General features: G+C 52.3%; 36 protein-coding genes and 1 tRNA gene. 22 read left to right on the plus strand and 15 right to left on the minus strand.

The window, feature by feature from the left end:
- Positions 1 to 354 precede the first annotated feature (354 nt).
- The 5 genes from GF423_RS00075 to GF423_RS00095 all read right to left on the minus strand — a co-directional run bounded on the left by GF423_RS00075 (position 355) and on the right by GF423_RS00095 (position 4,103).
- A complete protein-coding gene (locus tag GF423_RS00075; RefSeq protein WP_154326418.1) occupies positions 355 to 789 on the minus strand; it encodes a hypothetical protein in 435 nt (144 codons plus the stop codon).
- 170 nt (positions 790 to 959) lie between these two features.
- The gene (locus GF423_RS00080; protein ID WP_154326419.1) at positions 960 to 1,214 is read right to left on the minus strand and encodes a hypothetical protein; all 255 of its coding nucleotides are present in this window, start codon (positions 1,212 to 1,214) and stop codon (positions 960 to 962) included.
- A 5-nt stretch (positions 1,215 to 1,219) separates the two neighbouring features.
- The gene (locus GF423_RS00085) at positions 1,220 to 1,759 is read right to left on the minus strand and encodes a hypothetical protein (RefSeq protein WP_154326420.1); all 540 of its coding nucleotides are present in this window, start codon (positions 1,757 to 1,759) and stop codon (positions 1,220 to 1,222) included.
- A 359-nt stretch (positions 1,760 to 2,118) separates the two neighbouring features.
- A complete protein-coding gene (locus GF423_RS00090) occupies positions 2,119 to 2,772 on the minus strand; it encodes an NAD(P)-dependent oxidoreductase (protein WP_154326421.1) in 654 nt (217 codons plus the stop codon).
- A gap of 902 nt (positions 2,773 to 3,674) precedes the next feature.
- Positions 3,675 to 4,103, minus strand: a complete 429-nt coding sequence (locus GF423_RS00095) for a BAR domain-containing protein (RefSeq protein WP_154326422.1) — start codon at positions 4,101 to 4,103, stop codon at positions 3,675 to 3,677.
- A gap of 182 nt (positions 4,104 to 4,285) precedes the next feature.
- Here GF423_RS00095 and GF423_RS00100 point away from each other — a divergent pair, with 182 nt between their 5' ends.
- The 11 genes from GF423_RS00100 (at position 4,286) to GF423_RS00150 (ending at position 10,821) form a co-directional block, all read left to right on the plus strand.
- On the plus strand, positions 4,286 to 4,495 hold the full coding sequence (locus tag GF423_RS00100) for a hypothetical protein (RefSeq protein WP_154326423.1): 210 nt from the start codon (positions 4,286 to 4,288) through the stop codon (positions 4,493 to 4,495).
- Between the two features lie 6 nt (positions 4,496 to 4,501).
- The gene (locus tag GF423_RS00105; RefSeq protein WP_154326424.1) at positions 4,502 to 4,888 is read left to right on the plus strand and encodes a hypothetical protein; all 387 of its coding nucleotides are present in this window, start codon (positions 4,502 to 4,504) and stop codon (positions 4,886 to 4,888) included.
- A 2-nt stretch (positions 4,889 to 4,890) separates the two neighbouring features.
- Positions 4,891 to 6,939, plus strand: a complete 2,049-nt coding sequence (locus GF423_RS00110; protein WP_154326425.1) for a hypothetical protein — start codon at positions 4,891 to 4,893, stop codon at positions 6,937 to 6,939.
- Between the two features lie 109 nt (positions 6,940 to 7,048).
- Complete coding sequence (locus GF423_RS00115) at positions 7,049 to 7,807, plus strand: AAA family ATPase (RefSeq protein ID WP_241004959.1); 759 nt, start codon at positions 7,049 to 7,051, stop codon at positions 7,805 to 7,807.
- Entirely contained in the window at positions 7,804 to 8,079 is a 276-nt protein-coding gene (locus GF423_RS00120) for a hypothetical protein (protein WP_154326427.1), read from the plus strand. Before GF423_RS00115 ends, GF423_RS00120 begins: the two co-directional genes overlap by 4 nt.
- Complete coding sequence (locus tag GF423_RS00125) at positions 8,076 to 8,330, plus strand: hypothetical protein (protein ID WP_154326428.1); 255 nt, start codon at positions 8,076 to 8,078, stop codon at positions 8,328 to 8,330. The genes GF423_RS00120 and GF423_RS00125 overlap by 4 nt, the downstream gene beginning before the upstream one ends.
- Before the next feature lie 7 nt (positions 8,331 to 8,337).
- Positions 8,338 to 8,976 (plus strand): ATP-binding protein, encoded by a 639-nt coding sequence (locus GF423_RS00130; RefSeq protein WP_154326429.1) that lies wholly within the window; start codon positions 8,338 to 8,340, stop codon positions 8,974 to 8,976.
- A gap of 45 nt (positions 8,977 to 9,021) precedes the next feature.
- The gene (locus tag GF423_RS00135) at positions 9,022 to 9,507 is read left to right on the plus strand and encodes a hypothetical protein (RefSeq protein WP_235911707.1); all 486 of its coding nucleotides are present in this window, start codon (positions 9,022 to 9,024) and stop codon (positions 9,505 to 9,507) included.
- Between the two features lie 8 nt (positions 9,508 to 9,515).
- A complete protein-coding gene (locus GF423_RS00140; RefSeq protein WP_154326431.1) occupies positions 9,516 to 9,680 on the plus strand; it encodes a hypothetical protein in 165 nt (54 codons plus the stop codon).
- A 74-nt stretch (positions 9,681 to 9,754) separates the two neighbouring features.
- Positions 9,755 to 10,486: a DUF3164 family protein gene (locus tag GF423_RS00145; protein WP_154326432.1), complete on the plus strand. Its 732-nt coding sequence runs from the start codon at positions 9,755 to 9,757 to the stop codon at positions 10,484 to 10,486.
- A gap of 92 nt (positions 10,487 to 10,578) precedes the next feature.
- Positions 10,579 to 10,821 carry a hypothetical protein gene (locus GF423_RS00150; RefSeq protein ID WP_154326433.1) on the plus strand — a complete coding sequence of 81 codons (243 nt, stop codon included), beginning with the start codon at positions 10,579 to 10,581 and terminating at the stop codon, positions 10,819 to 10,821.
- A 44-nt stretch (positions 10,822 to 10,865) separates the two neighbouring features.
- On the opposite strand, the gene GF423_RS00155 is transcribed toward GF423_RS00150, so the two are convergent.
- Complete coding sequence (locus GF423_RS00155; protein ID WP_154326434.1) at positions 10,866 to 11,351, minus strand: hypothetical protein; 486 nt, start codon at positions 11,349 to 11,351, stop codon at positions 10,866 to 10,868.
- Complete coding sequence (locus GF423_RS00160) at positions 11,348 to 11,806, minus strand: phage virion morphogenesis family protein (protein WP_154326435.1); 459 nt, start codon at positions 11,804 to 11,806, stop codon at positions 11,348 to 11,350. Before GF423_RS00160 ends, GF423_RS00155 begins: the two co-directional genes overlap by 4 nt.
- A gap of 54 nt (positions 11,807 to 11,860) precedes the next feature.
- Between GF423_RS00160 and GF423_RS00165 the strand changes: the two genes are divergently transcribed.
- Positions 11,861 to 12,109: a hypothetical protein gene (locus GF423_RS00165; protein WP_154326436.1), complete on the plus strand. Its 249-nt coding sequence runs from the start codon at positions 11,861 to 11,863 to the stop codon at positions 12,107 to 12,109.
- Here GF423_RS00165 and GF423_RS00170 read toward each other — a convergent pair.
- The 8 genes from GF423_RS00170 to GF423_RS00205 all read right to left on the minus strand — a co-directional run bounded on the left by GF423_RS00170 (position 12,071) and on the right by GF423_RS00205 (position 19,178).
- Positions 12,071 to 13,573 (minus strand): phage minor head protein, encoded by a 1,503-nt coding sequence (locus GF423_RS00170; RefSeq protein WP_154326437.1) that lies wholly within the window; start codon positions 13,571 to 13,573, stop codon positions 12,071 to 12,073. The two genes, GF423_RS00165 and GF423_RS00170, sit on opposite strands and share 39 nt — an antisense overlap.
- A gap of 74 nt (positions 13,574 to 13,647) precedes the next feature.
- A complete protein-coding gene (locus GF423_RS00175) occupies positions 13,648 to 14,895 on the minus strand; it encodes a phage portal protein family protein (protein ID WP_154326438.1) in 1,248 nt (415 codons plus the stop codon).
- Between the two features lie 11 nt (positions 14,896 to 14,906).
- A complete protein-coding gene (locus GF423_RS00180; RefSeq protein WP_154326439.1) occupies positions 14,907 to 15,509 on the minus strand; it encodes a hypothetical protein in 603 nt (200 codons plus the stop codon).
- A gap of 12 nt (positions 15,510 to 15,521) precedes the next feature.
- Entirely contained in the window at positions 15,522 to 16,475 is a 954-nt protein-coding gene (locus GF423_RS00185) for a hypothetical protein (protein WP_154326440.1), read from the minus strand.
- A 24-nt stretch (positions 16,476 to 16,499) separates the two neighbouring features.
- The gene (locus tag GF423_RS00190) at positions 16,500 to 16,916 is read right to left on the minus strand and encodes a phage protein Gp36 family protein (RefSeq protein ID WP_154326441.1); all 417 of its coding nucleotides are present in this window, start codon (positions 16,914 to 16,916) and stop codon (positions 16,500 to 16,502) included.
- Complete coding sequence (locus tag GF423_RS00195) at positions 16,900 to 17,166, minus strand: hypothetical protein (protein ID WP_154326442.1); 267 nt, start codon at positions 17,164 to 17,166, stop codon at positions 16,900 to 16,902. Before GF423_RS00195 ends, GF423_RS00190 begins: the two co-directional genes overlap by 17 nt.
- Positions 17,160 to 18,704, minus strand: a complete 1,545-nt coding sequence (locus GF423_RS00200; protein ID WP_154326443.1) for a hypothetical protein — start codon at positions 18,702 to 18,704, stop codon at positions 17,160 to 17,162. The genes GF423_RS00195 and GF423_RS00200 overlap by 7 nt, the downstream gene beginning before the upstream one ends.
- A gap of 3 nt (positions 18,705 to 18,707) precedes the next feature.
- Positions 18,708 to 19,178 carry a terminase gpP N-terminus-related DNA-binding protein gene (locus GF423_RS00205; protein ID WP_154326444.1) on the minus strand — a complete coding sequence of 157 codons (471 nt, stop codon included), beginning with the start codon at positions 19,176 to 19,178 and terminating at the stop codon, positions 18,708 to 18,710.
- Positions 19,179 to 19,340: 162 nt separating this feature from the next.
- Between GF423_RS00205 and GF423_RS00210 the strand changes: the two genes are divergently transcribed.
- From GF423_RS00210 to GF423_RS00255, 10 genes are all read left to right on the plus strand, one after another.
- A tRNA-Met gene (locus GF423_RS00210) sits at positions 19,341 to 19,416 on the plus strand.
- Positions 19,417 to 19,520: 104 nt separating this feature from the next.
- Positions 19,521 to 20,561: a hypothetical protein gene (locus GF423_RS00215; RefSeq protein WP_154326445.1), complete on the plus strand. Its 1,041-nt coding sequence runs from the start codon at positions 19,521 to 19,523 to the stop codon at positions 20,559 to 20,561.
- A 48-nt stretch (positions 20,562 to 20,609) separates the two neighbouring features.
- Positions 20,610 to 21,692, plus strand: a complete 1,083-nt coding sequence (locus GF423_RS00220) for a phage major capsid protein (RefSeq protein WP_154326446.1) — start codon at positions 20,610 to 20,612, stop codon at positions 21,690 to 21,692.
- A gap of 12 nt (positions 21,693 to 21,704) precedes the next feature.
- A complete protein-coding gene (locus tag GF423_RS00225; protein WP_154326447.1) occupies positions 21,705 to 22,337 on the plus strand; it encodes a peptidoglycan recognition protein family protein in 633 nt (210 codons plus the stop codon).
- A gap of 5 nt (positions 22,338 to 22,342) precedes the next feature.
- Entirely contained in the window at positions 22,343 to 22,822 is a 480-nt protein-coding gene (locus tag GF423_RS00230; RefSeq protein WP_206113297.1) for a hypothetical protein, read from the plus strand.
- A complete protein-coding gene (locus GF423_RS00235) occupies positions 22,809 to 23,144 on the plus strand; it encodes a hypothetical protein (protein WP_154326448.1) in 336 nt (111 codons plus the stop codon). The genes GF423_RS00230 and GF423_RS00235 overlap by 14 nt, the downstream gene beginning before the upstream one ends.
- Entirely contained in the window at positions 23,128 to 23,436 is a 309-nt protein-coding gene (locus tag GF423_RS00240; RefSeq protein ID WP_154326449.1) for a hypothetical protein, read from the plus strand. Before GF423_RS00235 ends, GF423_RS00240 begins: the two co-directional genes overlap by 17 nt.
- Positions 23,433 to 24,638 (plus strand): DUF2586 family protein, encoded by a 1,206-nt coding sequence (locus tag GF423_RS00245; RefSeq protein WP_154326450.1) that lies wholly within the window; start codon positions 23,433 to 23,435, stop codon positions 24,636 to 24,638. The genes GF423_RS00240 and GF423_RS00245 overlap by 4 nt, the downstream gene beginning before the upstream one ends.
- Before the next feature lie 23 nt (positions 24,639 to 24,661).
- Positions 24,662 to 25,105 carry a hypothetical protein gene (locus GF423_RS00250; RefSeq protein WP_154538258.1) on the plus strand — a complete coding sequence of 148 codons (444 nt, stop codon included), beginning with the start codon at positions 24,662 to 24,664 and terminating at the stop codon, positions 25,103 to 25,105.
- Positions 25,106 to 25,225: 120 nt separating this feature from the next.
- A complete protein-coding gene (locus GF423_RS00255; RefSeq protein ID WP_154326452.1) occupies positions 25,226 to 25,573 on the plus strand; it encodes a hypothetical protein in 348 nt (115 codons plus the stop codon).
- Positions 25,574 to 25,670: the final 97 nt, after the last annotated feature.

Below are 25,670 nucleotides of genomic sequence, written 5' to 3' on the forward strand. Positions count from 1 at the left end.
TTGTTTTATTAGTTTTTAGACCGTAAAGATACAAATATCTTCCAACCCCAGCCATACAATCAACTGATATTTCGCCAATTTTCTATTCTTATGAAAAGTATAAAACAGAATGGGATTATTCAAAACTATATGGTCTGGGCTGAATATTGGTTACGATAAAGCTTACAGCGACAGAATAGAACCTGACCCGCGGCAACCACTCGGAGTGTGCCGTGGTCACTACCGACCGTGCCGTGTTCAGTACGCTTCACGCTGAAATACAAGATTTAATCACCAACCATTCCGTTCCGCTCAATGACTTATTCAGCCAAAAAGCCAAGAATGGTTAGTGATTATAAAAGAAAACGGATTGGATCAGTCCAAATCGATGATTACAGAGTTGTCGAGCACATCACTTATTGGGACTCCATTTATCTTTAGCCCATTCCAAATTTGGGTCGGATTGTCAAATGTGGCGATAACTTCACCAGCGGATGCAGTTGAAGGCCCTACATCCGAGTCCGCTTTCTGCCATTCACATTTCCCGTCCCAATTCGGGTTGGGATAGATGCGGCGAACTTCAATAGGGGTTAACTCGGTTTCTATTGTGTAGAAGTTCCTGTCTTGCAACCAATAAAAGAGGATATTGTAGCCCACATCTTCCACACAATAGCGAAAAATGTATTCTGGGTAGTCGCTTTTTGCCGCTCTTTTCAGGCTATCTCCCCACCCCAAATCATCTTCATACAAATTTCGGTCTCCATTGTTCCCTACTTTCCAGAAATTTTTAATTAATATTTTCTTTTCCATATCTTTATGTTGTTATATTTTGAAAGTTTTTGCTAATGCCATGAGGCGTTTGTCCCGTGCAGAAAGCTCAAAACTGTTCTTTTTGTCGTGACGTTTCCGCCCAACCATACCAGAAGGGCTCCAATAATGAACGTGAGGTTTCTCCCGACCTTTGCCAAAGTCTACGCTTTTCACAAGCCGGTGATTTCGGTAGTAATGAATTGCCTCAATGCGATGACGTTCTTTTGAATATGCAAAGTAAGTAGTGTTCTTTGTATTCGAATACCTCGGAGTATGGTTGTTGGAGGTATTTCGCTTTGTATCACTTTAATATGACCAATAACACCAACACAAGAATATTCACGTTTCTCGGGAGGAATGCCTCCCGATTTGCCATAAATAGCTGAATAAGAACCTCTATCTCCCATTTCTTCTTGCCCTTTCAAATCTTTCAGGTAAAACAAAAACAACTTCGAGAGAAGCTGGCAGCTAAGGCAAGCATATAAACATTATTGCTTCCAGCATTGTCATGGAAACTGGCAATATCGGTCACTTCTCCAGTTGCAAGGTTGATCGTGGCAAGTTTCTGAGCGCCGTTTCTTATGCCATACATTGTGTTGGTGCTGTAGTCATAGGTCATGTCGGTAAGTTGTAAACCACTGCTGGCAATGAGGGAGCGCTGGCCTGTTTCCATGTCAATTGTATAAAGACCGTCGACTGTACTCTGAGTTCCAGCTTGAGTGACTTGGGCATACCACTTGTAGTTGTAATAAGTGCCTGCATAGCATATACCCATTTTGCTTTGGTCGGCAATCAACGAAATTGCCCGGGGATTGGATGTGTCAAATTTGACAGGGCCCCTGACACTTGCTGTCGAGCCTGCATCGCGCTGAAACGAGCGATAGGCATAGATGGTAGTTGCTTGGACTGCAAACATGTGCATGAACAAGACAAACAAAAAGATGTAGTTTAAGATGTAGTTTTTTTTCATAACATGATTTGTTTGATTATAGTTAATAAAAATTGAAACTAAAGTAGCAATATTAGTTTAATTCCACAACAAAACTTCTCTTTTTATTTTCCAATCATCACATTTTGCTTTTCTGTAAAAAGTCAAGATAGGGTTGCATTTTGGGGATGGAGCTGCTGGCCATCCAGTGATAGGCCAGTGATAGGAATTCATGAAGTTGTGGGCGTTGTGCCGAGTAAGCAACTGTATTTCATCATTCAAATCAAGATTTAACAACAGCAGTTATGTATGACGAAGAAAACAAGGCACATGAAGCGGTGTGTGCAAACCGCCATGTGCCTTGTTTCAATTTGGTGCAATACTGAAAACCCCTGAGTGTTTTAGTAGCCTATGGTGAAGCGCTCCTTGTGGTGAGCAGGCTTCTCCAGCTCGTCGACCATGGCTGCAGCATAGTCCTTCACCGAGATGTGGCTTGTGCCAGTGGTCTTGTCGACGATGAGGTCGTCCTTGCCCAGGCGGTACTTGCCCGTGCGCTCGCCCTGGGCGTCAAACTCGCCGGCAGGGGAGAAGAACACCCAGTCGATGTCGTTTTCCTTGGTGAGCTGGTTGAGGTAGAAGTCGCCCAACGGGCGCACGCCGTCAATGATTTCGGCAGGAATGGCACCCGAATCGACCACGCGCAGGCCAGGCTTCACAAATAGGGTGCCGGCACCGCCCACGATGAGCAGGCGCTCGACGCCGCTCTTCTTGGCAGCCACCACGATTTTAGGATAGTTCTCCTCGATGAGACGCTTGATGTCGGGATTGGCCCAACCTGGGTTGTAGGCCGAGATTACGGCATCCTTGCCACTGGCTATGCTGGCAATGGCATCAACGTTGGCCACATCCTCTTCTACTGCCGTAAGGTTGTCGTGCTTGGGCAGCTTGGAGGCATTGCGCACCACTGCTGTCACCTTGTGGCCACGATTGAGCAACTCGCTCAAGATGGCCGACCCTACAAATCCTGTTGCACCGATTAACACTACATTTTTCATTTCTGTCGTCCTTTCTTTTTCTATGAGTTATCATTTTGTTTTGCAACGCAAAGTTATAACCACTTTGCACCTCATGCAAGAGGGTACTACGGGCATAAAAACGAAGCGAGCAACGGTGTGAATGTCGGTTGGTCGTGAAAAGCGTTGATATTCAGTGCGTTTGTGGATTAAAGAGGTGGACCGACGGGAAAAACGAAACGTGCAAAAACTTGAATTTGCTTTAATCGGGGTTTAATTTTGGGGGCAACCTGTTTAATGACCCTTTAATCGGGCTTTAACCGGGCTTTAATTGGCTTTAATATTGTGCGGCTGCATGGCTGGGTTTCGCCGGCTGTGTGGCCGCTTCTGCGTGTAGCCGGTAGAATGGTGCGAAAATGCACAGAGGTCGCGAAATCCAAGCGTTTACGGCGTTTCTGGGGCTTGTTGCAGTAGATTGGCAGGATAAGAGGACGGCAGGGGCAACGCGCCCGTGCGCGTAAGTGTGGACGTGGGGCATGCTCTGTTTACAGGTCGTTAAATACGTTGTTAAATTTCGGTGGCTGCCGCCTGCTCCGGAGTGCTGGAACCGGGTGCAGAGAGTGGCAAAAATTGTGTACGTTTCGTTTTTGAAATGGGGTTGGATATACAGTTGGACATACAGTTGGGTACACCGTGGCATATATGTAACTACCCCCTTTAAGGTCAAAAAAAACGCGAAAATCGGCATTTTTGAGCCTTTAACACCCCCTTTAATCCCAAATTTGCCCCGTTAAACAACCCGGTAAAAAATCGTTTAACTAACTGATAATCACTATTAAATTCGTTTATACGCCATAAAAGGCTATAAAAAACAGTGGAAACAGCCATTTAACGGGGTTTAATGGGTGTATATGGGGACACGTTGGGGAACACGCGATAACCACCTAACCAGCATTCGCAGTATGTTCGATGTTGGCACCGCCAGCAGTTTTTTCCAACCTACGTTCAAGCTGATTAATGCGTTCTTTGAGACGACCAATATCTTCCGCTTGTTGTCTAATTGTATCGTCTTTTGTCGAAAGCATTTCAATCAGTTTTATTTCCACTTCAGATGTGCGCCGAATATCCTGTGCACGGCGTTCTTCCTCACTCCGAAAGTCAAATGCTTCCCCCTTACCGGTAATGAGCCATTCGATATTTACTTCCGCAAGTGCGGAAACCTTTTCAATCACTTCAAACGAGGGGTTGCCCTGTCGTTTGCCGGTTATATTATCAACAACGGACGGAGTAACGCCAATTGCAGAAGCAAAGGCACTTTTATTGCCTCCATATAAAATCCTGATTATCTTGCCGAAGCGCTCGTTTATAGTCATGCCCTAAAAATTATTTTTCCTCAAATGCGTAATTTTATCGCTGAAAAATTTTTATTTTCCGCAAATGCGTATTAACTTTGCAGCGTGTTACTGAGGTTACAAGCGCCAAAGGTACAAAAAAAAGCGCAGGTAAGCAAGGAAAGCACAGAACTAAATCAGTTAGAAACCAACGTAAACGGACAATGAAAGCAACAAAATTAACAATCGGATTCCGCGAGTGGTCGAAGCTGGCCGACTTCGTGGAAACAATTAACGAGGAGGACGAAATGGTGGCCTATCAGATAGACAACACCACGGCCCTGCTTGTAGCCGCCGGCGAATGTGGCCTTGCCTGGATAGAGGCACAGGCTGCACAGTGGTTTGAGGATTATTACACGACAATCGTAAAGTAAAAGGATATGAGAACAACAAGCAGCTACATTAAAGTGAGCGATGAGGCCAAAACGAAATTGGCGCGTCTGTTTCAAGTAGAAGAGAAAACGGTATATCTGGCACTGACATACCGCAGGAACTCTGACAAAGCCCGCAAAATTAGATATATCGCAGTGCGCGATTGTGGCGGGGTGCCTATGTGCCACTGCCCGGAGTGTGAAACGCTTCACGAGATAAAAGAGGGCGACCGCCAGCTCATGGTGCAGAACTTCAACAATGGCGTAAAGCTGGAGATTGATAAGAGCACGGGCGACGTAGTTATCTACGACCGCCGGGGCGACGTACTCCAGACCAAGAGAATAAAAGAGATTCCGGAACTTTCGGAACTGCAACTGTATGCTGAAAGCCTTTGAGTATGGAGACAATTAACGGAACAATCTGCATAAGCCACGCCGAACTAACCGGGCGCATAATCACGACCGCGAACCTTAACGCACTGGTGCGTAAAAATCAGGTCAAGCAAATGCGCAAGGGCGGCAATGGGCGGACTGCGCTGTATGCCGTTGAAAGTCTGCCGCTGAAATGGCGGACCGAGGTTTACAAGCGTTACCCTGATTTACAGGAGCAGGCCGACAGCCGGGAATTTATAGACACCGTGGAGCCGGACGGCAAGGCACTGAGTTTTTACCAGGACTATAAGCTGAGCGACGGGCGTAACCTACCCGATGACAAAGTGCTGGAGTACGCAAGCAACGCAGCCATAATGAACGCATTTCGCCGTCGTTGGGAAGCTCATGTGAGCAAGCGACAGCGCAGCGGCAAGCGCACGACACTGGCAAAAGAATTTTGGAGCCGGGCAGCGGCAGCATTACCCCGTCTGGCCGACCACTTCCCCCACTCACTGCCCGGCAGCCCGCGCCGCCTGCAAATGAAATTCGCGGAGTATGTCAGCAGCGGTTATGAGTGCTTTATTTCCGGAAAATTCCTGAACGGCAACGCCGGTAAGGTGCTGACTGATGAACAGACCGGTTATTTGGCGACCCTGATAAGCAATCCCAACAACGTTCAGGACACAGTTGTGGCTAAGTTCTACAACGCCAAAGCCCGGATGTTGGGGTGGAAAGAGATAACGGCGGCAGCCGTGGGTGTATGGCGTGAAAAACTGCAATTAGAGGCGGCAGCCGGGCGCTTAGGCGTTACGAGTTTCCGAGCCAATAAGACTATGCAGGTAAAGCGCAGCCGTCCGACCGCCCCGTTCCTGATGTGTTCACTTGACGGCTGGACTGTAGAGCTGCTGTACCAAAAGACGAGAACGGACAAAAAGGGGCACAACGTAACGACCTACACCAACCGCCTTACAATCGTGGTGGTGCTTGACCCTTGTGTTGATTATCCCATGGGCTACGCAGTGGGCGACCACGAGTGCCCGGAACTTATAAAAGCGGCATTAAGGAACGCCGCGATCCACAGCCGGGAGATAACCGGCGAAATGCTGAGATATAACCAGGTGCAGAGCGACCGCTACGCAATAAAGAGCATGACCGAGCTATATGCTGTGTTAGGCGACAAGGTAATACCGGCACAGGCCCACAATGCGAAAGCGAAGCCGGTAGAGCCATATTTTAACCACCTCAACACGACATATTGCCAGCTGTGCCCGAACTGGTCGGGCTTCGGTGTAACGACAAACCCGAAACGTCAGCCGAACAGTGAGGCACTGAACAAGCGCCGCCATAGCTTCCCTGATGAAGCCGGACTGCGGGCGCAGATAGATGAAATGATGAGGTTGGAGCGGCAGCAGAAAATCGGCAAGCTCATGGAAAAACTTGCTAACCTGAAACCGGAACACCGGCTGCCGATGAGCAGGGAAATGTACCTGTTGAATTTCGGTGCTGAAACCGGCTTTAAGAACGTGCTCGAGGGCTGCGGTCTGCGCCCGACCATTTTAGGCATGAAGCGTGATTATGACTGCTTCGACCTCACATTCAGAGATCACGCCTCAGAGCGTTGGACGGTGAAATATGACCCTGACGACCTGCACGAAGTTCTGGCAGTCAGTGAGGACGGCACCCGGCGCTATATGCTTGAGGAAAAATATGTGCAGCCCATGGCGCTTGCCGACCGCAAGCCGGGCGATGCAGAGCAGCTCCAGCGAGTGCACGACTATAACAAAGCACTGGAAGCGGAAACAGGGCGGAGACTTGCCGACCACTTCGAGGACGCCCGGCGCGTAATTGAACGTGCGGCCGAACTGCCGATACACGGGACCCCGGCGCTGGGTGCTTGCATAGAGGACAGGCTGTTGCTGACCGACAGCCGAGGACAGCACAAAGATAACCGCAGCCGCAAACGGCTTGCTGCCGCCGACATTGAAGCCTTAGAGGTGGAGACCGTGGAAATACCGGTAACACGCCAGGGCGATGAGGTGGAGAATGTAACAGTAAATGATTATTCAATTTTTTAAGACGTAAAAGGACATGACAACAGAACAGAAAAAACAGATCACCGAACAGCTCCGGGCCTATTGCGGGCAAAAAGGGAGTCAGAACAAAGCGGCCAACAGCCTTAACGGTGTGAGCAGCGCAACAATCAGCAAGGTGCTTGCGGGCAACTGGGACACCATAGCCGACGACATGTGGCGCAGCATAGCCGCGCAGACCGGGAGCCATGAGGCCAAAGGGTGGCAGGTAGTGAAGACCCGCGCATACGAGGTAATGACATTCACGCTGCGGAGCGTTCAGACGGACAGCCTGACCGCCGCCGTAATCGGGGGCGCCGGGAGCGGCAAGACCGAGGCAATAAAGAACTACACGGCGGCAGGGCGCAACGTGTATCACATGGTCTGCTCCGAGTATTGGAACCGGCGCACGTTCATGGCGAAACTGTTGCAGAATATGGGCGCGACCGTAGCCGGCACGACCGTAAGCGACATGATGGACAATATCGTAGACACATTGAAGCGCAAAGAGTCGCCGCTGATAGTGCTGGACGAAGCCGACAAGCTGAGCGACCAGGTGCTGTATTTTTTCATAAGCCTGTATAATCAGCTCGAGGACCAGTGCGGCATAATATTGACCGCGACCAGCAACCTGAAAGCGCGGATTGAAAAGGGGCTGCGCCTGAACCGCAAAGGCTATGCGGAAATATATAGCCGCATAGGGCGTAAGTTTGTAGAACTGCCCCTGCCAAACAGCGAGGACGTGGCCGCTGTATGCGTTGCCAACGGTGTGAGCGACACCAAGGCAATAAACAAAGTAATCGACGAAAGCGACGGCGACCTGCGACGCGTTAAACGCAGCGTGTGGGCGATGCTGAAAGGGGGTGCGGCATGAGCGAAAAAATAACAGTAACATTTTCGGACGGTAAACGCCGAGTGTTAAAAAGCCCCGACGAGATAGAAAACATAGACGCACGACGCACCGCCCTTTTTGTGTTCAATAATTTCCAGGTGTATAGAGGAACGACAGACGGGGAGGTTGACGAGGACGGCGATTTTTGCCTAAAAACAGACCGTTCGACCATACCCGGGACGCTGGGCATTGGCTTGCCGTTTGCCAGACTTATCGGCTGGGCTTATGAGAACCCCAAGAGAGCAAAGAAATGAAACAGGCTGTAAATAAAAGATACCTTGCACAGTTTGACCTCGTGCCGTTCTGGGTGCCTCAGGTGCTCCAGGACTGGCTCGAGGAGGGCTGGGCGGTAGACATTACCGTGAAGCGTATAAAAGGCCGCCACGGCGCAAAAATGGTGCGTGTGGAAATCAAAGCAAGTACCAGAGAGGACCTGGAGGCGAAGCGCAAAGCATTTAACGCGATGATTGAGGCACAGGGCTACGGCCCTGATGCCAACAAATAACAGAGAGATGAGCAGAGCGATAAGCAATAAAAACGTGCTGGCGGCGCAGTTTGAGACCGCAGACTTTGACGGCCCGTTTCTGGCGAGCTTCGGGCGTCCGGAACTCCGCGGTGTGTGGATAGTCTGGGGCGGCAGTGGCAGCGGTAAAACGACATTCACGCTCCAGCTCTGCAAGTATCTGGCCGGCTTCCGTCGCGTAGCCTACGACAGCCTCGAGCAAGGGCTGAGCCTATCGCTGCAAAAGGCATGGGAACGAGTTGAAATGGCAGAAGCAGGCAGCAACATAGTATTGCTGAATAAAGAGCAGCTCCCGGAATTGCGCGAGCGTCTGGACAAACGGCGCAGCCCTGAAATAATCATAATTGACAGTCTGCAATATCTGGACGGCTTCAATAAGCGGAGTTTCCAGAAGCTGAAAAACGACTACCAGGACAAACTGTTCGTGTTTATATGCCATGACAAAAACGGGAACCCGGACGGCAAACTGGCGACATTCATACGCTACGATGCAGAGATAAAAATCAAGGTCGAGGGCTTCAAAGCATTTGTAACCACACGGTACGAGGACCCGGCCAACGGCGAAGGCGGTGCAGACTTCATTATTTGGGAACAGGGCGCAGCTGACTACTGGGCCGGACAAATCTAAGCCGGAGGCCGGCAGCCAATAATAACAACTCTTACAGTAATTAAAATGGCAAAAGAAAATAAAACAATGGACGAAATACACCGCGGGCTCGTAAAAAAGTACCACACCCTTTGCACGGTCCTGGGACTTGATGCCGATGCCAAGCGGGCGATCCTGTCAAGCTGGGGCGTTGAAAGCAGCCGCGACCTGACACAGCACCAGTTAATCGATATTTGCGCGAAGCTGAGCGAGCAGGTGGACCACAAGCAGGGAACTGCGCGACTTGACAAACTGCGCAAGCAGGTAATTGCAGCAATAGGCAGCTGGCTCAGGGAAACCGGGCAGACGCAGAACATATCAATCATTAAGGGCATAGCGATGCGCGCCAGCGGCTACGTCGAATTTAACAAGATACCGAGGGAGCGGCTGCGCAACCTCATAGCGACATTTAACAACAAGGTCAAGGACGCCCGGGCGGTCGATGAACTGACAGATGCGATGCTGATGCAGCACTATACGGCAGGGCGTGAATTTGACCCCACACTAAACTAAGATTGACAATGAGCAAAGAACTGGAAAGAATTAAAGCCTACGTGCTGGAGCAGACCGAGGGAATGGCTGAGAACGCCAAAATCGAGTTGCTGGACGCCCTGGCATGGTGGGCGAGCGAGGAAGCCGGATCACTCAATTTTGAGAGCCCGGACGTTGAGAATTACGATGAATAACGCTGAGCGGTGTAAAAGGACACACACCGAAACAGTTAAACACAATTTAATAACCACTTAAAACCCATTTAACAATGAGTGAGCAAGTAACAATGAGTGCCGCCGAACGCGCCGAATGGGAAGCGTTCAAGGCAGAAAAGGCCAAAAAAGAGGCCGCAGAAGCACGCAAACAGCAGCGTGAGACTTACGCGCAAATGGTCGATGACGAGCTGAGCCAGGCAATCCCCGAGCTGTTGAACCTAAGCGGGGAAATCAAGACCGTAAAAGATACGGTTTTCGGTAATTTTGCGACCATACTTGACATGAAAGCCGAGTTATTCGGCACCAAGGACGGCGGCCAATACAGCCACACATTCACAAACCGTGACAGCACCCTGCGCCTTACCCTGGGCGTTAATACGGTGGACGGCTACCGGGACACCGTGGAGGACGGTATTGCAATGGTGCGCGCCTATATCGAGAGTTTGGCAACCGACGAAAAGAGCAAGGCACTTGTGTCGGCAGTTCTGCGTCTGCTGAGCCGCGACGGACAAGGGAACCTCAAGGCAAGCCGTGTGCTGCAACTCCGCAAAATGGCGGAGGAAAGCCACGACGAGCAATTCCTGGAGGGCGTGAAAATAATCGAGGAAAGCTATCAGCCGAGCATTACACGCCGCTATATCAGTGCCAAGCGCAAAGACCCGAAGACCGGGGCGTGGGTGAGCATACCGCTGGGCATTACCGACGTGGACCAGCTGCCGGACAATGAAACGGCCCCGGAACCTGGCGCAGATGCGGAGGAAATCGAGGCGGAAGTAGCCGAATAAAAAAAGCCGCGCCGACGTGCTAAATGAATAGCCGGACGCCGACGCTGAGCCTTGTGTAAAAGGACAGTGCAAAAATACAAATAAATCGGTGAATGGCAAAGAAAAAGCGGCACAAAAGTACATTGGCGCGCGCAACACAGGTGAAAAGACTGACAGCGCTACACTATGAGGCCGGAAATCAGGCCAAATGTTACAAAGCAGTCTGGCGGGTGTGGATATATCCGGAATTTGGCATTTGCTATCGCACCTATCTGGATTTATTAGGAATTGACCCCGAAGCCGAGGAACCCCGCCGGACACAAGCAGAGCCGTCGTTATTTGACGGCATGGACTGAAAAACGCCCCTGTCGGACGCAAGAGCCGGCAGGGGCGTGTTGTATTAGTCAGGCTGAGAAACGGCCACAGAGAGCCCGGAAACGCACCGAAACTGGCGCATTGCGGTTATGTCCTGCACGTCGCAGATGTAGCGCTCCACATTTTCGATAATTTCGGCGTGGTCGTGATTAGTGGCGGAGGTTGTAAGCATAAAGCCTGAAAAGTTTTCGCCCCGCAAATCCTGCATAGCGGCATTGATGCCGTCGAGAATGTCGAACACTTCGAGGGCGCGGGAAATATTGGGGTCGGTGTGGCCGTGGGTAGCCACAGCCCTGGTAACGACGTGGAGGCGGACAGCGAGTTTACCCCGGCGGGCACCGTTCCCCTGCTGCCGCCATTCGAGTGCTTCAAACTCTACAAATACAGCCGGGAGCGGGAACGCTGTGCCGCCGTTCAGGGTTTGGACCTGATTATTCCACAGGTCAACAAACGAAACGGCCGGGAGCGCTGCCAGCGTGTCAGCAATGGCCTTAAATACTTGTTTTCTCATTTTCGTAGTAATTGAGTTAATGACAAATTGAACTGTTTCAGGTTGTCGTCTATAACGGTGCGGATGATGCGCTGCGTGTCCGGGCCGTCGCCGATAAACTGACGCTGCGGCATGTTGAACCGTCGCTGATGAGCGCGGACAGTGTAGATTTTTCCCTTTTTCGAGCGCCTGGTGTGAGCCTTAACCTGTTTGAAACCTGTGCCGCCCTCATTGTGTAGCGAGGTGTAAGGCTCCGAGGATGTGAAGCGCACACCGTTGCCGGAGACTTCGCCCTGGGTAGACCGTCGCATAGCGCCCGTTACCATAAGGAGTGAGCCACGCGGGTAGTCGTGGGCTCTGGGCTTCCACTTGTCAGAGAAAAAGCCCTTACGTTCAAAGTTGCGGTCGAACTCGTCGGAGAGTTCCACGCGCATATCTTCGAGAATGTCGGCTTTTAATTTGTTGGGGTCGAGCATTTAATGGGTGTTTAATTGTTGTTATATAAAATAAAAGTCGTAAATTTGCGCATTATGGAAATACCAGTAAAAGTCAGGCAAGCGGCTCAGTATCTCGTTAAGATGTACGGCGACCACTTAGAGCACCTCGGACAGTACCATGGTGCAGAGGCTTTTTATTACCATTTCCCTGATGATGTAACGGCGGGGTTCCCCCCGGTGTACCTCATAAAAGACGATGAAATCCGGGAGGTGAACGAATTTGAAGCCTTAGAAATAATCGGGTCATTTGTCGAAAATCTCAGCGAAAGCGACATTAAATAGTTTGTTATCAACTCGCATTATACCGCGGCAGCCGTGATTGGTTGCCGCGCCGTTTTTACCGAGCCAATTCAAATCGTGGCTTTCACGTCCAGAACCTTTTGAGTTGTCGAGCTGCGGCTCAATATAGCGCAGAGTACCATCGGCAAAACGCTGTAAAATGGTAGCATGACCGCCCCCGCCTTTCCATCCGATTGAAAGCATATAAACACCTGGCTCTTTGCAAATCTCGTTGAAAAATTCCACATACCTTTTTTGTGTCATACGTTTGAACTTTTTACCGTCCATCCAGTCGTTAAGGCTGGTATGTTTTGCCGGTGTTCCGTCGAGATTTTGCCACTGTTCCCACAGTTGGTTGCCCCGGCTAAGATATTCCAATTTTGTGCCTGGAGTGTTAGACTTTGCTGTTACATTGAAGCCCATAAGCCGCAGAGCATAGGCTGGCGAACAGGTTTGGCAGTTTATACCATAGCCACGCTCTTTCCCATAATTCGGGTTCGCGTGCTGCTTGTCAGCGTCGTCTACGCTCATAGGCTTGCCTTTTGTAATGCCGAGGGCTTTTTCTATTTCCAGACAGTGTTCTGCAATAGGCTTTTTCTCCGCTTCAGTCAAAGTATCGGGCAGCTCCGCTATAATTTCGGCGATGCGCTGCTCCCGCTTTTGTTCCTCACTTAGCTGGTCAATTACCTGTTTGGCCGCTTTGGGGGCCTTGTAATACGGGTGTTTAGGCGGGAACAGTTGCAGGTCCTTGCCGGGATTATACCGGAAAATCTGCTGTTTGGCGGCGTCGGTGCAGTTATTACCGCGCAACATAGCGAGGCCGGGGTCGCTCTGGGGATATTTCCCCTTGCGTACCTGTACGGCAGTGCAGCGGCAGTTCCAGCCGTTGGGCGGAAGATACAGCGACCAGAACGGGTCGGAGGGTGGCAGCGTTGTGCCGTGCAAAATAGCGTGATCCTCACGGACGCGGTCGTCCTGGGCTGTGCGATACTGGAGGTCGTAACGGTCGCCGTCCTTTTCAATCTGCTGCCAGCGTGATGCCATAAGAGACGCGCCGACCGCGTGATTATATTCCGCATAGAGGTAGTTATGATTATAGCGGTTATTGACCGTTTCCACGTCCTTGCGGAACTGCTCAAAAGGTTTAATGTCGCCTTTGTCGGTTGTCAGGGATAGCCCCACTTCGCGGAGAGTGTGGAAAGCCTTAAACCCTGAGAAAATAAAAGCATTATTTTCCAAAGCATAGCGGACCACTTCGGGCGTTTCGTTTGGTATGCCGGCAGCGATAGCCGTATCCAGATGCCGAAGCGTTTCAGCGATGAGCCGGCGAGCTTCCGGGGTTGCAAGTTGTGAAGCGTCGAACGCCCCGGCGCGATAAACCATACCGGCAGCGTCAAAAAAGGCCGTATCGTCAAAATCGGGCTTATCTGGCGCGTCCGCGAGTTGCAGCAAATCATTTTCATACAACGAGCCCAAAGCGGCGTTAAACGCGAGATATGAGCTTCGCAGCCCCGCCGTGTCAGCCAGTCGCAGGGCGGGGCTTAGTCGAAAAAACGGTCAGGCTGAGTTTTAGCCTCACGCGGTGAGTCGATAGCCACGCCGTATTTGTCTGTAAAATATTCTGCCGGAATATTGTAATACTCCAGGAGCAGGCGTTCAATTTCGCGCTGTTCGGCCGGTGTGTAGCTGGCGGCGTTATTCCAGACGAAACGGAGCCCGTCGACGGGGAAGCCGTGGCGAGCCATGAGCGGGAGCAGTCGGCCGTTGATAACGTAGGCGGCCATAGTTGCGTCCGCTTCGGTGGTCCGCTCAAAAATTTCGAGGTGGACTTCGGACTGGGACAGCGAGGAACCGGAATCAATGGTCATAGTCTGATTAAGCACGACCTTTGACAGTTCGGAGTTACAACGGTCAACGCGCTTATCATAGACGTTATAAGCGTCGCCGCGGCTGCTTTCCTTAATTTCAATGTTGGTGCCCTCAGGGAACAGACCCCAGAACGCTGCGCCCATATTTTCCAGGGCGTCCTCGACGCGCTTGCGTTCGGCAGCGTCGGGGCTGTTGGTGGTGGCGATGCGCATAGGCTGGCCGAAAATTTCGCCGAACATATCCCAGAACGCCAACATATTTTTTTTGCTGATGCAGGAGCAGGCGCATTTAAGCAGCAGCCCGAGGTCGTGGGGCTTGCCTACCTCAATACACCAGTTAGCGAAGTCGCCCTCGCGGTAAGGTATGCCGGAGTGCCAGTCGTCGCCGGGGTTAATTACCACGCGGGCATATTCGGGTATGACGTGTTTACGGGGAACGAGTTCCACAGCGTCGTACCGCATACGCCCGTTGTCGTCGGTTATGACGTCGCCGAGCTGGATAAGAGAGTGCCCCCAGTAGGTGGAATCAAGGACAAGCCCCAGGAAATCGGCGAACCATTCCTGTTGCAGCAATTCGGTTGCTTCGGTATTTTCTTTGCCGTCTTTTCCGACAAGCCGGAAGTCTTTGGCGGCGACCTTACCTTTTCGCTGTGCAATACAGCCGGAGAGATGAGCGTCGAGGGCACAATCGGCATAAATATCGTACAGGCGCAGACGGTTGGGGTTGAGATAATCGAGGGCCATTTGGTGAGCGCTGCGCCAGTCCTGAATATCTTTTTTTGTCAGGGTGTCGGTCTGCTGGAGCAGCTGCGCGGTAATTTTCAGACCACGGCCGGAACCGGCACGACGTGCGAGGCTGAGGACTTCGGCACGTGTGGGACGGTTAAGCCAGTCGCGTATGCTTGTAATAATATTGCTCATTGGGAAAAATTTTAATGTTTCACTTTCGTATTTTCGTAGTCAGCAGCCTTCGTCAAAGAGAGCTGCGATTCAGCCCAGGAAGTCGCGGCAGTTGATAGAGCGGCGCCACCGTCCTGCGCCACGGGTACCCAGGACGCGAACACCGTTTTGAGGGTGTTAATGTCCTTTTCAATGATGTTAAGGCGCTTTGCAAGGTCTCCGACAACAGGGAGGCCGCCGAGTTCGCCACCATTGAAAACAACGGCGTCGGTAGTGATGTGCGCGGAAATGTTGCCGGCGTCAAATCGGCAGCCGTCGCGGTCAATAACGGCAGAATAATTGCCGATGATAATTTCGGCGCTGTCTATTTCGTCGGTACCAAGCACAACGCCGGCGGAGCCGTCGGCGACAAACCCAACCACGACAAACGAGCCGACAGCCGGGAAAAAGCATACCCCGAATTTAGACCCCTGATTTGCCTGGAGATTGACCCCAAGCAGCGGCGCGCCCTCATTGAGCGGGGTGCAGTCTATTGTCCGGGTGTCTTTGTCGACAGAATCGACGACACAGACCAGGGGAATAGCTTCGCCGTCGGGTTGTGCCAGTTGCCTTATTATGTTTCTTAAATCTGCCATATAAGTATATTTTCAAGCGACGCGAAGCCCGAGGGTTATTTCCTGACGGAAACCGTTATCGCCATATTTTATTACCACTTTTTTGACCTGATAAATTCCCATTTTTTTGCCGTCGATGATTATCCCGATAGAATCGAGAGGGTCAACGAGCTTATAACCGAAAGAAGTAAACGAGCCGGTCAGACCGTCGCGTTTAAGGCGCTTTAATTCCTGTTCGGCCCATGCTTTTAATTCGGTTTCGTTCTTATTGTAAGTGTGCAGCGTGCGGTGTTCGCCGTCGCTGTCTCCGACTTCCACTTTAATTTTTTTGTTGTTGGGCATAAGGCTGACAGCCTTAACACGCAGGCGCATATTTTCAGCTTTTTGCTGTTTCAGGCTCTGGTCTGAAATGATGTTTAGCCCTGTTTTGAAAGTCTGTGAGGGGGTATTGTCGCGCTCAAAGAGCACACCGCAATAAAGCACCGGCTCGCCGTCCTCATACCGAAAGAATGAGCGGACGCCCTGTTCAGATAGTTTGCCCAGGAGAGAAGCCACGGTGTCGGCGGTAACGCGGTATGCGCCCAGCGACTGCTCCCCCATAATGTTGAGTCGGTAAGTTATGCCCTGGTCTTTAAGCAGCGTTTCGAGATTTACAGAGCGGTAAGCCTTTTTTACAGCCGGCTGTTGTTTCAGCTTGAACATATCGTCCTCACAAGTAATAACAACGGGCGTTTTGAAGCCCACGTCACGCACATACCCGGAAAACGCCAACTGTAATTTGTCGTTATAGCCAAAAGAAATGCGCACGCGGTCGCCACGGCGCACCGGAATTTCGGAGGCTCCGTTCCACTTTAATTTTTTAGGCAGTGTTATAGTAGCTTCGGCGGTCAGCTTTTCAGTGTCGCGCGTTATTTCCACGGCCGTAACAAAGTTTAACGACCATGAGCGCTCGCCTGTAATATCGACCTGTGCGCATAATTTATACATTGGTAAACGGTGTTTAATCGGTGTTTAATAGTCGTAGCGGTTTGGGGTCATAGAGCCGAAGCGCACGGGGTTGTGGGTATCTTCGCCGGTGTCGGACTCATAGATAGGGAGGTCGGGTGACGATTTGGAAGCCTGAACGTCGCGGAGCCATTTAATGGCGTCGTTGTAGAGGCATTCGCGGCGCTCGTGGCCCATATTCTGGGGGAGGCGGTGGACCATTAGCCACAGGGAGATATTAACGGCGCATTGCACAAGCATAGGGTTGCGGTCTGCGCCGGCAGCATTAAACGCCCGGGCGATGTCGTAGCGGCTGCGGAGGTAGGAGGCAATTTGCTCCAGGGCGGCAGCTTCGGCAACGGCGCGGGTGTCGTCATTCTCGGTTATCTGCTCAAACTCGTAGTCGTCGCAGACCGAGCGGTAATCGTCAACGGTCAGAAACATGGGCGGAAGTTTTACGGGGGTTAGCCTCAAAAATAGCGATGCGGCGCGCCTTTTCAGCGGTAAGACCGTTGAAGCGTTTGCGGCGGATCATATCCTTAACGCCCTGCATAGACACCACCACGGGGCGTCCGTGATGAACGAGGACAAGGAATTTTTTACGGTAAAGGTCGGCGGAAGCCTGAGCCTTTTTGATAGCCTGTTTGCGTCGCCAGTCAAAGAGGCGGGCGCGGAAATAATCAATAATTACCATAGTTGAGATTTAGCGTTTTTCCTCATGCCGAAAGAGGGGGTAAATGATTGTACGCGCGTGTCACGCTGGAGAATCCAGATAGCGCCCTCGTCGGCGTCGGGGGCGTCGTCGTGGCCGCGCATACCTTTTTCAAAAGCAAGAGTCTGGTCGATGCCGGCAAGCATATCGGGGTCGTCGCGCTGGCTTTCGTCGTAGATGACAAAGCCACGTTCCCACAGCGGGCTAATAGCTTCGACACGCTGGAACTTGTCGGGCTTTTTACGTTTGTCGCCTGTAATCGGCAGCTGATAACCGCGCAGTTCCCCCTCACGGCGGAACTCGTCGAGGATGGTGTCCTGCATAAAATTGGCTTCCATATACCAGCGCACGGCAATACCCTGGGCGCGTGCCCATTCGTATAGGTCGTAACACCAGCGGACCATTTCAGCAACAGAGCACTGACGGACAAAAGCACGGAGGTGGTAAAGCGTTGTGCCTACCTTACCCCAGAGCTTCGCAGCCTTGTAGTCGTTTTTTGTAGAGCCACGGAATGAGGGGTCGATGTATAGGACAATTTCGGAAAATTTGGACCATGCCGGACGTTTGCCCCAGCGGATCCACTCATTTTTGAACACAGCACCCTCAATAATGGGGTTGTTCATATATTCCTTTTGAAAGGCGCGATAACCGGCGACAGCTTCGAGCTGTTTAACTTCGTCGTGGGCCCATTTTGCAGCCCATGAGATACGGCCGGCGCGGTCGTAGATATTGACACGGGTAACGTGGACAGTCTTAATTTCGCACCACTTAGCCAGTACGGAATTTTTGGCGATGAGGTTGCCGACCATAAAAAAGCGGCCGCGTCCGCCGTCGAGAGTACCGAACAGAGCGGAGCGGACCCAGTCGAACAGTTTGGAGACACGGGCGGGGCTTTCGACCAGTTCGTCGTCATCGAGGTCGTCAATAACTACATAATCCGGGCGGTGTGAGCGGTAGCGCAGACCACGGGGCGACTGCCCGCGACCGCGTGCAAAAAATGCAACTTCGGAGCGTGTAACAAATTCGCCCTCTTCCCATGAACCGGCGTTGTACTGTTCGCCGAAATCGGCAATATAACGTTGATTGTACTGTAATTCAGCCTGAATGTCGCCGAGCAGTGTTTTGGCATTGTCCTCAGACTTACCGACGAGCACCATAACATTAATTTCGCGGTGTTCCTGTATCATAAGCCACATGGGGACAAATACGTCCATGTTGGTAGATTTAGCGGCGCCGCGGTGCCACATAAAGCCGGCCTTGAGGTTTCGGTTTTTCAATATCTTATTAGCCGCGTCGATATGAAACTGGGCGCATGGTGTCGCCTTGCCTGTTTCGGGGTTGACAGTCCAGTGCGGAAAGTAGTAATCGACAAAAGCGGCATAATCAGAGCGGAGGCGGCGAATACGGGCAAGGCGCTGCGCTGCGGTTTCACTGATGTTTACAGCCGTGGCAGCCTGCACCGTTTCGCAGTGCTGTTTCCATTTTTCCTGTGCTTTTAATATTTCCGCTTTTGTAGCCATAAGTTAGAAACTTTCTTTTAGCTTTTCAGAGATGAAAAGGTCGTGGTAATGATTTATAGTTCTGAGCAGTTCCGGGGTAACATTCGGGTCGAAGCTCATGCGATATTGCAGCCACTTACTGAAAGCCATAAATACCTCGATCACGTCAACGACCGAAGTTTTTTTGTCAAGTCGTTCAATAGTTGCGGACATTTTTACGAGCTTATCGGCAGCGGCGGCCGTTTTTTCCGGCGAGGGGTCGGCGGCCAAATCTTCGAGCAGTACGTTAATAGAGTTCAGGAGCTTGTTAACCAGTTCCGGGCGTGTGATGTTTGAGGCAGCGCGGGACTGTTCCCAGCCGCCGTCGGCTACCCATTTAGTTATCGTCTGGGCTGATACCCCGACTTTTTCCGCAATAGACTTTTGCGGCTCCCCCTGCATAAATAGCAGGCGCGCATGTTCGCGCTGCTGTTCGCGTTCCTTTTTAGTTGCCATTCATAATAAATTACAGAATTAGATGCAGCGCACCCACTACGGGCGCGCTTTCACAGTGCAAAATTGGCCTAAAAATGCGCCATGGTAAAAAAGAGTGTAAATCTTTTACACTCTTTTTGTTAGGGTAGCCGACATTGCCCAATTTTGCGCTATAAAACATATCGCGGAGTGGAGCAGAGGTCAGCTCGCCGGGCTCATTCCCCGGAGGTCGCGGGTCCGAATCCCGCCTCCGCAACCAGGTAAAAAAGATTGAAATAATAAAACAAGTCCCGGGGCCGAAGATGCCCCACCAGCCCACCCCCTCACGTCGCCGGTCCCGGGATTTTTCAAACGACAAAACGAATGAAAGAAGTTGTAATATCTACGGGCGCAGTAAATTGTTACGGCAGTCGCGTACTTACCGAGGGCATAGACCTGACGCAGTATGAGAAAAACCCCGTACTGTTGTGGATGCACCGCCGGAGCTGGGAGCCCGGAGCGATGCCGATTGGTCGTGTGGAGGGGCTCAGAATAGAGCAAGACAAGCTAATCGGCACACCGGTATTTGACCAGAACGACCCATTTGCCAAACAGATAGAGAGCAAGTGGGAAAACGGTTTTTTGCGCATGGTGTCGGCAAGCCTTGAGCCATTAGAGACCAGTGCCGACGCCTCATTGATATTGCCCGGGCAGAGCCGTGAGACAGTAACGCGCAGCAAACTAATCGAGGTCAGCATTGTGGATATAGGGGGAAATGATGAAGCGCTGCAACTGTTGGGGGGAGACGGCAAGCTGCTGAATCTGGGCGCCGGGGAGGATGCCCCGGAACTTCCGTTACTACACAACCATAAAGAGGGAGAAAAAGCCAATCCCGCGCCCGAAAGCGAACCGGGCGAGGGGGAGGAGCCGGAGTCCGGCAGACATAAAAATAAACCAACAAATAATTTTTCAAAAATGATTAAAGAACAGTTACAGATGCTCGGACTGCCAGAAACGGCAACCGAGGAACAGGCAACCGCTGCGCTGGCCCTGATGAAGCAGCGAGCCGACGGAGCCGAAGCGCTCCAACTGTCGGCAGTAACTCAGGCAGTAGACCACGCCGTTGCTGAACGCAAAATTCTGGCCGACCAGCGCGACCATTTTATCAACTTAGGCAAGACGGCCGGGCTGGATATGCTGACCGCAACCCTTGCGACCATGCACCCACAGCAGAAGCCTACCGAAACAATCAACCTCAGCAAAGACAGTGCCGCCGGTGCGGGCAAAGCCCCCAAGAGCTACACCAAGCTCAGCGAAGTGCCGGAAGCCGAAAGGCTGGAGCTGCGCAAGAGCAACAAGCCGGAATATATGCGTCTGTTTAAGGCGGAATATGGCATGGAATGTCCCGAGCTGGGCGACGAATAAGAGCTTAAAAGGACGACAAATAACAGAATAAACGACAATTAAACAGCAATGAAAAGAAAATTTATCAAGAGAGTTTTCGGCCTTGTTTGCATGATGCTCACGGCCGTAGCATTTAATGCCGCCGCAGGCGCGACCGTGGCATACGCAATTGGCTGCGCCCCGGCAGTGGGAGCCGTAGCGGGCAATGCCGTAGCCCTTGCAGCCGGCAACTTTGCCCCCGGTGGCGCACTGCGTGCCGGAGTTCTGCGCGAAATCTGGACCGGCGAAATGATTAAGGCGTTCCGCACGGCGCCCGAGGCACTGGGCTGGATGGATAGAATCCGCGCTTATAACCAGTATGTGGAAAATGATGTTATCCACTTTACCGAGATAGGCGGCGACCCGGCCGTGCTGGTGAATAACACCACCTATCCGCTGAACATTACGGCTCTGACCGATGCCGACAAGCCTATCAGCCTGGACAAATTCGATACTGAGGCGACCCCGGTAACAGATGATGAGCTGCACGCTTGCAGTTACGACAAAATGGCGAGCGTTCAGGAACGCCACCGCGATGCCCTGCGTGAAAAAATCGCCCAGAAAGCAATCCACGGAATTGCCCCGGACGAAAAGGCAACAGGCATTCCCGTAATCAAGACCACCGGCGCAAGCGACGGCACACGTCTGAAAATGACATTTGCGGACATTTTAGCCCTTAAACGCGAGTTTGACAAAATGGGTGTACCGATGCAGGACCGCATACTTGTGCTGTGCTCCGACCATGTGAACGACCTGCTCGAGACCGAACAGAAGTTCAAAGAGCACTATAATATCAACCAGACCGACGGCAAGATTTGCCGCATGTACGGTTTCGACATTTACGAGTATGACGGCACCCCATACTACACGATGAGCACCGGCAAGAAACTGGCGTGGGGAGCAGTGCCGGCATCCACCGATGCAAAGGCTTCGGTTGCGTTCTATGCAGGCCGTATGATGAAAGCCTACGGCAGCACCAATTTTTATTACAGTGAATCGAGCAAGGACCCGCTTTATCACCGCAACCTGGTGAACTTCCGCCAGTGGGGAATCTGCTTGCCGCTGACAACCACCAAATGCCGTGCGGCAATAGTGAGCGCGCCCAAGGCATAACAATATAGCTGAATGACGACACTAAAACGCGGAAGCCGAGGCGCAGAGGTCAAGACCCTGCAAAGGAAATTGCACCTTATGGCTGACGGCATTTTCGGGCCAAACACCGAGGAAGCAGTCAAAGAGCTGCAAAAGGCCAAAGGTCTGGCGGCTGACGGCATAGTCGGGCCACGGACATGGGCAGCCCTGGGGGTTGTTTCGGTCAAACGAAAGATTGACCAAATCATACTCCACTGCACGGCCACGCCTGAGGGTGAGGAATTTTCCAACGCCCAAATAAAAGCCGGGCACCTTGCGCGAGGATTTTCGGACATAGGCTACCACTATGTTATCGGACTTAACGGCGAGTTGCGCCCGGGGCGTTCCGAAGCAATCGCCGGCGCCCACTGCACAGGGCACAATACGCGGTCAGTCGGTGTGTGCTACGTCGGTGGATGCCCGCCCCGTACAGTGCCGAACTGGAATAAAAAGGGTAAGGACACGCGCACGGTGGCCCAGAGGTCGACGCTGGAAAGAGTAGTAAAAGACCTGCTCCGGCGTTATCCCGGGGCAACGGTGCACGGGCATGATGAATTTGCGAACAAGGCGTGCCCGAGCTTCGATGTAAAAAAATGGCTCATGGAAGTGGGCATAAAACAGAAATAACGTGAATGAGCGGCGAGATAATAACAATCATAATATCGGCGCTTGTAGCGGCGGTATCTGCGCCAATAGGTGCATGGGTTGGCCGCAAGCTGGAACGCGACAAATACCGGATAGAGCTGGAGAAGCTGCGGGCAGAGATGAAAGACAAGCTCGCAGAGGTCAAGAGCCACGAACTGGAGAACGTGCGCAAGGCTTCGGACATACTTATGGAGAGCATTGTCCCGCCGCTCAAAACCGAAATAGACAACCTGCGGAATGATGTTCAAAGACTTAACACGGCATTGGAGCGCATTTGGGGCTGCCCTCATGTTGACCGTTGCCCTGTCAAATTCGAGCTGCTGCTCCACCCGAAAGGCGACGGAAGCGAGCCGGACAGAGGCGACGGCACAGACAGCGGCCACAGTACGGACCGACGACCGGACCGAGGAACAGCGCGCGGCGACCCTGGAAACACAGACGGAGGGTGTGACGGTGACGGAGATTGAAGTCTACGACACCGAAGCAGCCGCCGACCCGGAAACCGGGGCGCACCCTGTGAAAGCGAGGGTAAGGAAACGGACCGACAACAAAGGGACGTCAAAAGCCACCGAAGCCACAGAGAGGCGCGAGACAAAAGCCGAGAGCCTGGAAAGCGCGACCAACGGGAAAACGCTTGATGAGGTAACGGTAACGGCAAGCCGCCCCCCGAGCCTGTGGGAAAGAATAAAGCAGGGTGCGGGCTGGGCCACGGCATTAGTGATCCTGGCAGCAGCCGGGTGGATTATTTACAAACTTAAAAAGCAAAAACGACATGAGCAAAGAGAATAAAGAGACCGCGGAAGCCACCGCAGCAGAACCCCAGAACGTGCAGCAGCCCGAGAGTGCCGAGGGACAGACCCCGAAGCCCAAGGGAAAATCAAAGCCCGGTGCCAAGTCCAAAGCGGAGCCAGCCGGCGGCACAAATGCCCTGAAATCCGTTGGGCTGGCGGCGTGCAAGTGCCACAATCTGGAGCAAGTATGGGTAACGGCTGACGGTCAGGCTTTCCCCCGGGAAAGTGATGCCAAGGCACACGCCCTGAACCTGCCAAATAATAAAATCCTTAAAGTAACAGCGAAATGAGCACCAGCCTTAAAATAGAGCGTCAGAACGGCAATGTCGTTAAGGCGTTGCCCGGTGAGGACCATATAACCGGCTTTATGGCATATTTAGCCACCGGTGATATTCCTGCGGGCTTCAAAAGTGAGCATGTGCAGGCCCTGAGCAGCATAGAAGCTGCGGAGGCAGCCGGAATTATCGACCATACGACCGGCGCCGACGGAGAGGAAACCCCGGCAGCCTGGGGCCTGCGGGTAATACATTACCACCTGAGCGAAATTTACAGGCTTAACCCCGGTGTGAGCCTGTATGTGGGAATCTTCGAGAAACCGACAGGCAGCAATATGACATTTGCCGAAATAAAGACCGTGCAGAATTATGCCGGCAGCAGAATCCGGCAAATGGGTGTATGGTGCGGCGACCGTGCATTGTCAGAAGATGACCTCGTAACATTACAGGGCATTGGCGATAATCTGGCCGAGAGTGCCGGGGAATTGTCGATAATCTACGCGCCGAAAGTGGACAGCGTGCAGACACTTCCCACTGATATAGCCGGCGGCGGCAAAAACCGTGTGAGCGTGGTAATCGGACAGGCCGGCAGCGGTATGGGTGCCGAACTGTATAAGGACGCAAAGAACAGCGCGAAAGCGAGCGTAAGCGGTCTGGGCGTGGTGCTGGGCCTTGTGAGCAGCGCCAAAGTGCACCAGTGCATTGCGTGGGTGAAAGAGTTCCCCACAGGCGTAAGCGTTCCGGCTTTTGGCGACGGCACGTTGCTGCGCGATATGGACCGCGCCATGGTGGAGCAACTGGACACTGCGCGTTACCTATTCTTTGACACCAAGACGGGACAAGCCGGCAGCTATATGAACGACAGCCACACCATGGACTCGGCGCAGAGCGACTACGCGAGCATTGAAAGCGTGCGCACCATGGACAAGGCCGTGCGCGGAGTGCGCGCCTATATTATCCCCGAGCTGGGCGGTAATGTGTATGTGGATGCAGACAGCGGCCAGCTTGCAAGTTATACGGTGGCTTATCTGGAGACGGTGGCGAACCATGCCCTCGAGGATATGGAGCGCGCCGGGGAACTGAGCGGCTACAAGGCCGAAATTGACCCTGCCCAGGATGTTGCTGCCACGTCGACGGTAGACATTGTAATCAAGCAGGTGGCAGTGCCTGTAATGCGCCACGTGAGAATTAAAATCGGCTTTGCAAAAAGCGTATAACCTAACTTGAAAAAGCCAGAATAATGAAAGTAATAAACAACGGCGTGCCCTACGTGAACGGGGAGTTATGCGGCTGGGCTGACATAGTTGTGCTGATTGGCGGTGTGCCAATTACGGGCATAACCGGCGCGGAATACAGCGACTCCCAGGTAACAGAGCCGAAATACGGGGCCGGACGTTACCCCGTCGGCCTGGGGAAAGGGCGAATAACTTGCAGCGGAAAACTGGTATTATACCAGGAGGAAGTGCAGGCGCTGTGCGCTCAAAGCCCGACGGGGCGACTGCAAGATTTGCCCCTGTTCGATGTAATTGTGCAGTACCTGCCTAACAGCGGCATAGTTGTAACGGATAAAATTCGTAATATATCAATCAGCGAGAACGCCCGCAAGTGGAAAGAGGGCGACACCGGCCAGGAGGTTGAGGTGCCAATCGTGCCCTCGCACATTGAATGGGGCAAAATAGGCTGACCCACAACCCAAGCAGCGGCCGCCGGCGATACATTCCGGCGGCCACTGTCAGTCAAGCCGGGGCAATTCCCGGCCACAATAACAAACCGATTAAATACCAATTAAACAGCATTAAAAGATATGGAAACAATAAGCAAGCAGGCGCCTGAGGCGCAGACATACGACGGCGGCGTAACCCCCGAACAGGTAGAAGCATGGAAACAGCAGCACCGCAAGGCGTTCCGCATAGACATTAAGGACGGCGACGATGTGCATATCGGCTATTTCAAGCGACCGGACTTTGCAACAATCAAGGCAGTAACAAAGCTGAGCAAGACCGACGAAGTGGAAGCCGGCCGGGTAATGTTTATGAATTGCTGGCTGGGCGGCAGCGATGACCTTAAAACCGATGCCGTGCTGTTTATGGCCGTTCAGATACAGCTCGGCAAGGTGCTTAACGGCTGCGTCGGCTCACTAAAAAACTTGTAGAGGCGTACGCCCTGGCGGATGCGGACGATGAGGACACATTCGCCAAGGGGTGCGCCCTGATACGGTCGAACCTGCACGTTGATGCTGATGAGATTGA

Source organism: Sodaliphilus pleomorphus, from assembly GCF_009676955.1.
GTDB classification, from domain to species: Bacteria; Bacteroidota; Bacteroidia; order Bacteroidales; family Muribaculaceae; genus Sodaliphilus; species Sodaliphilus pleomorphus.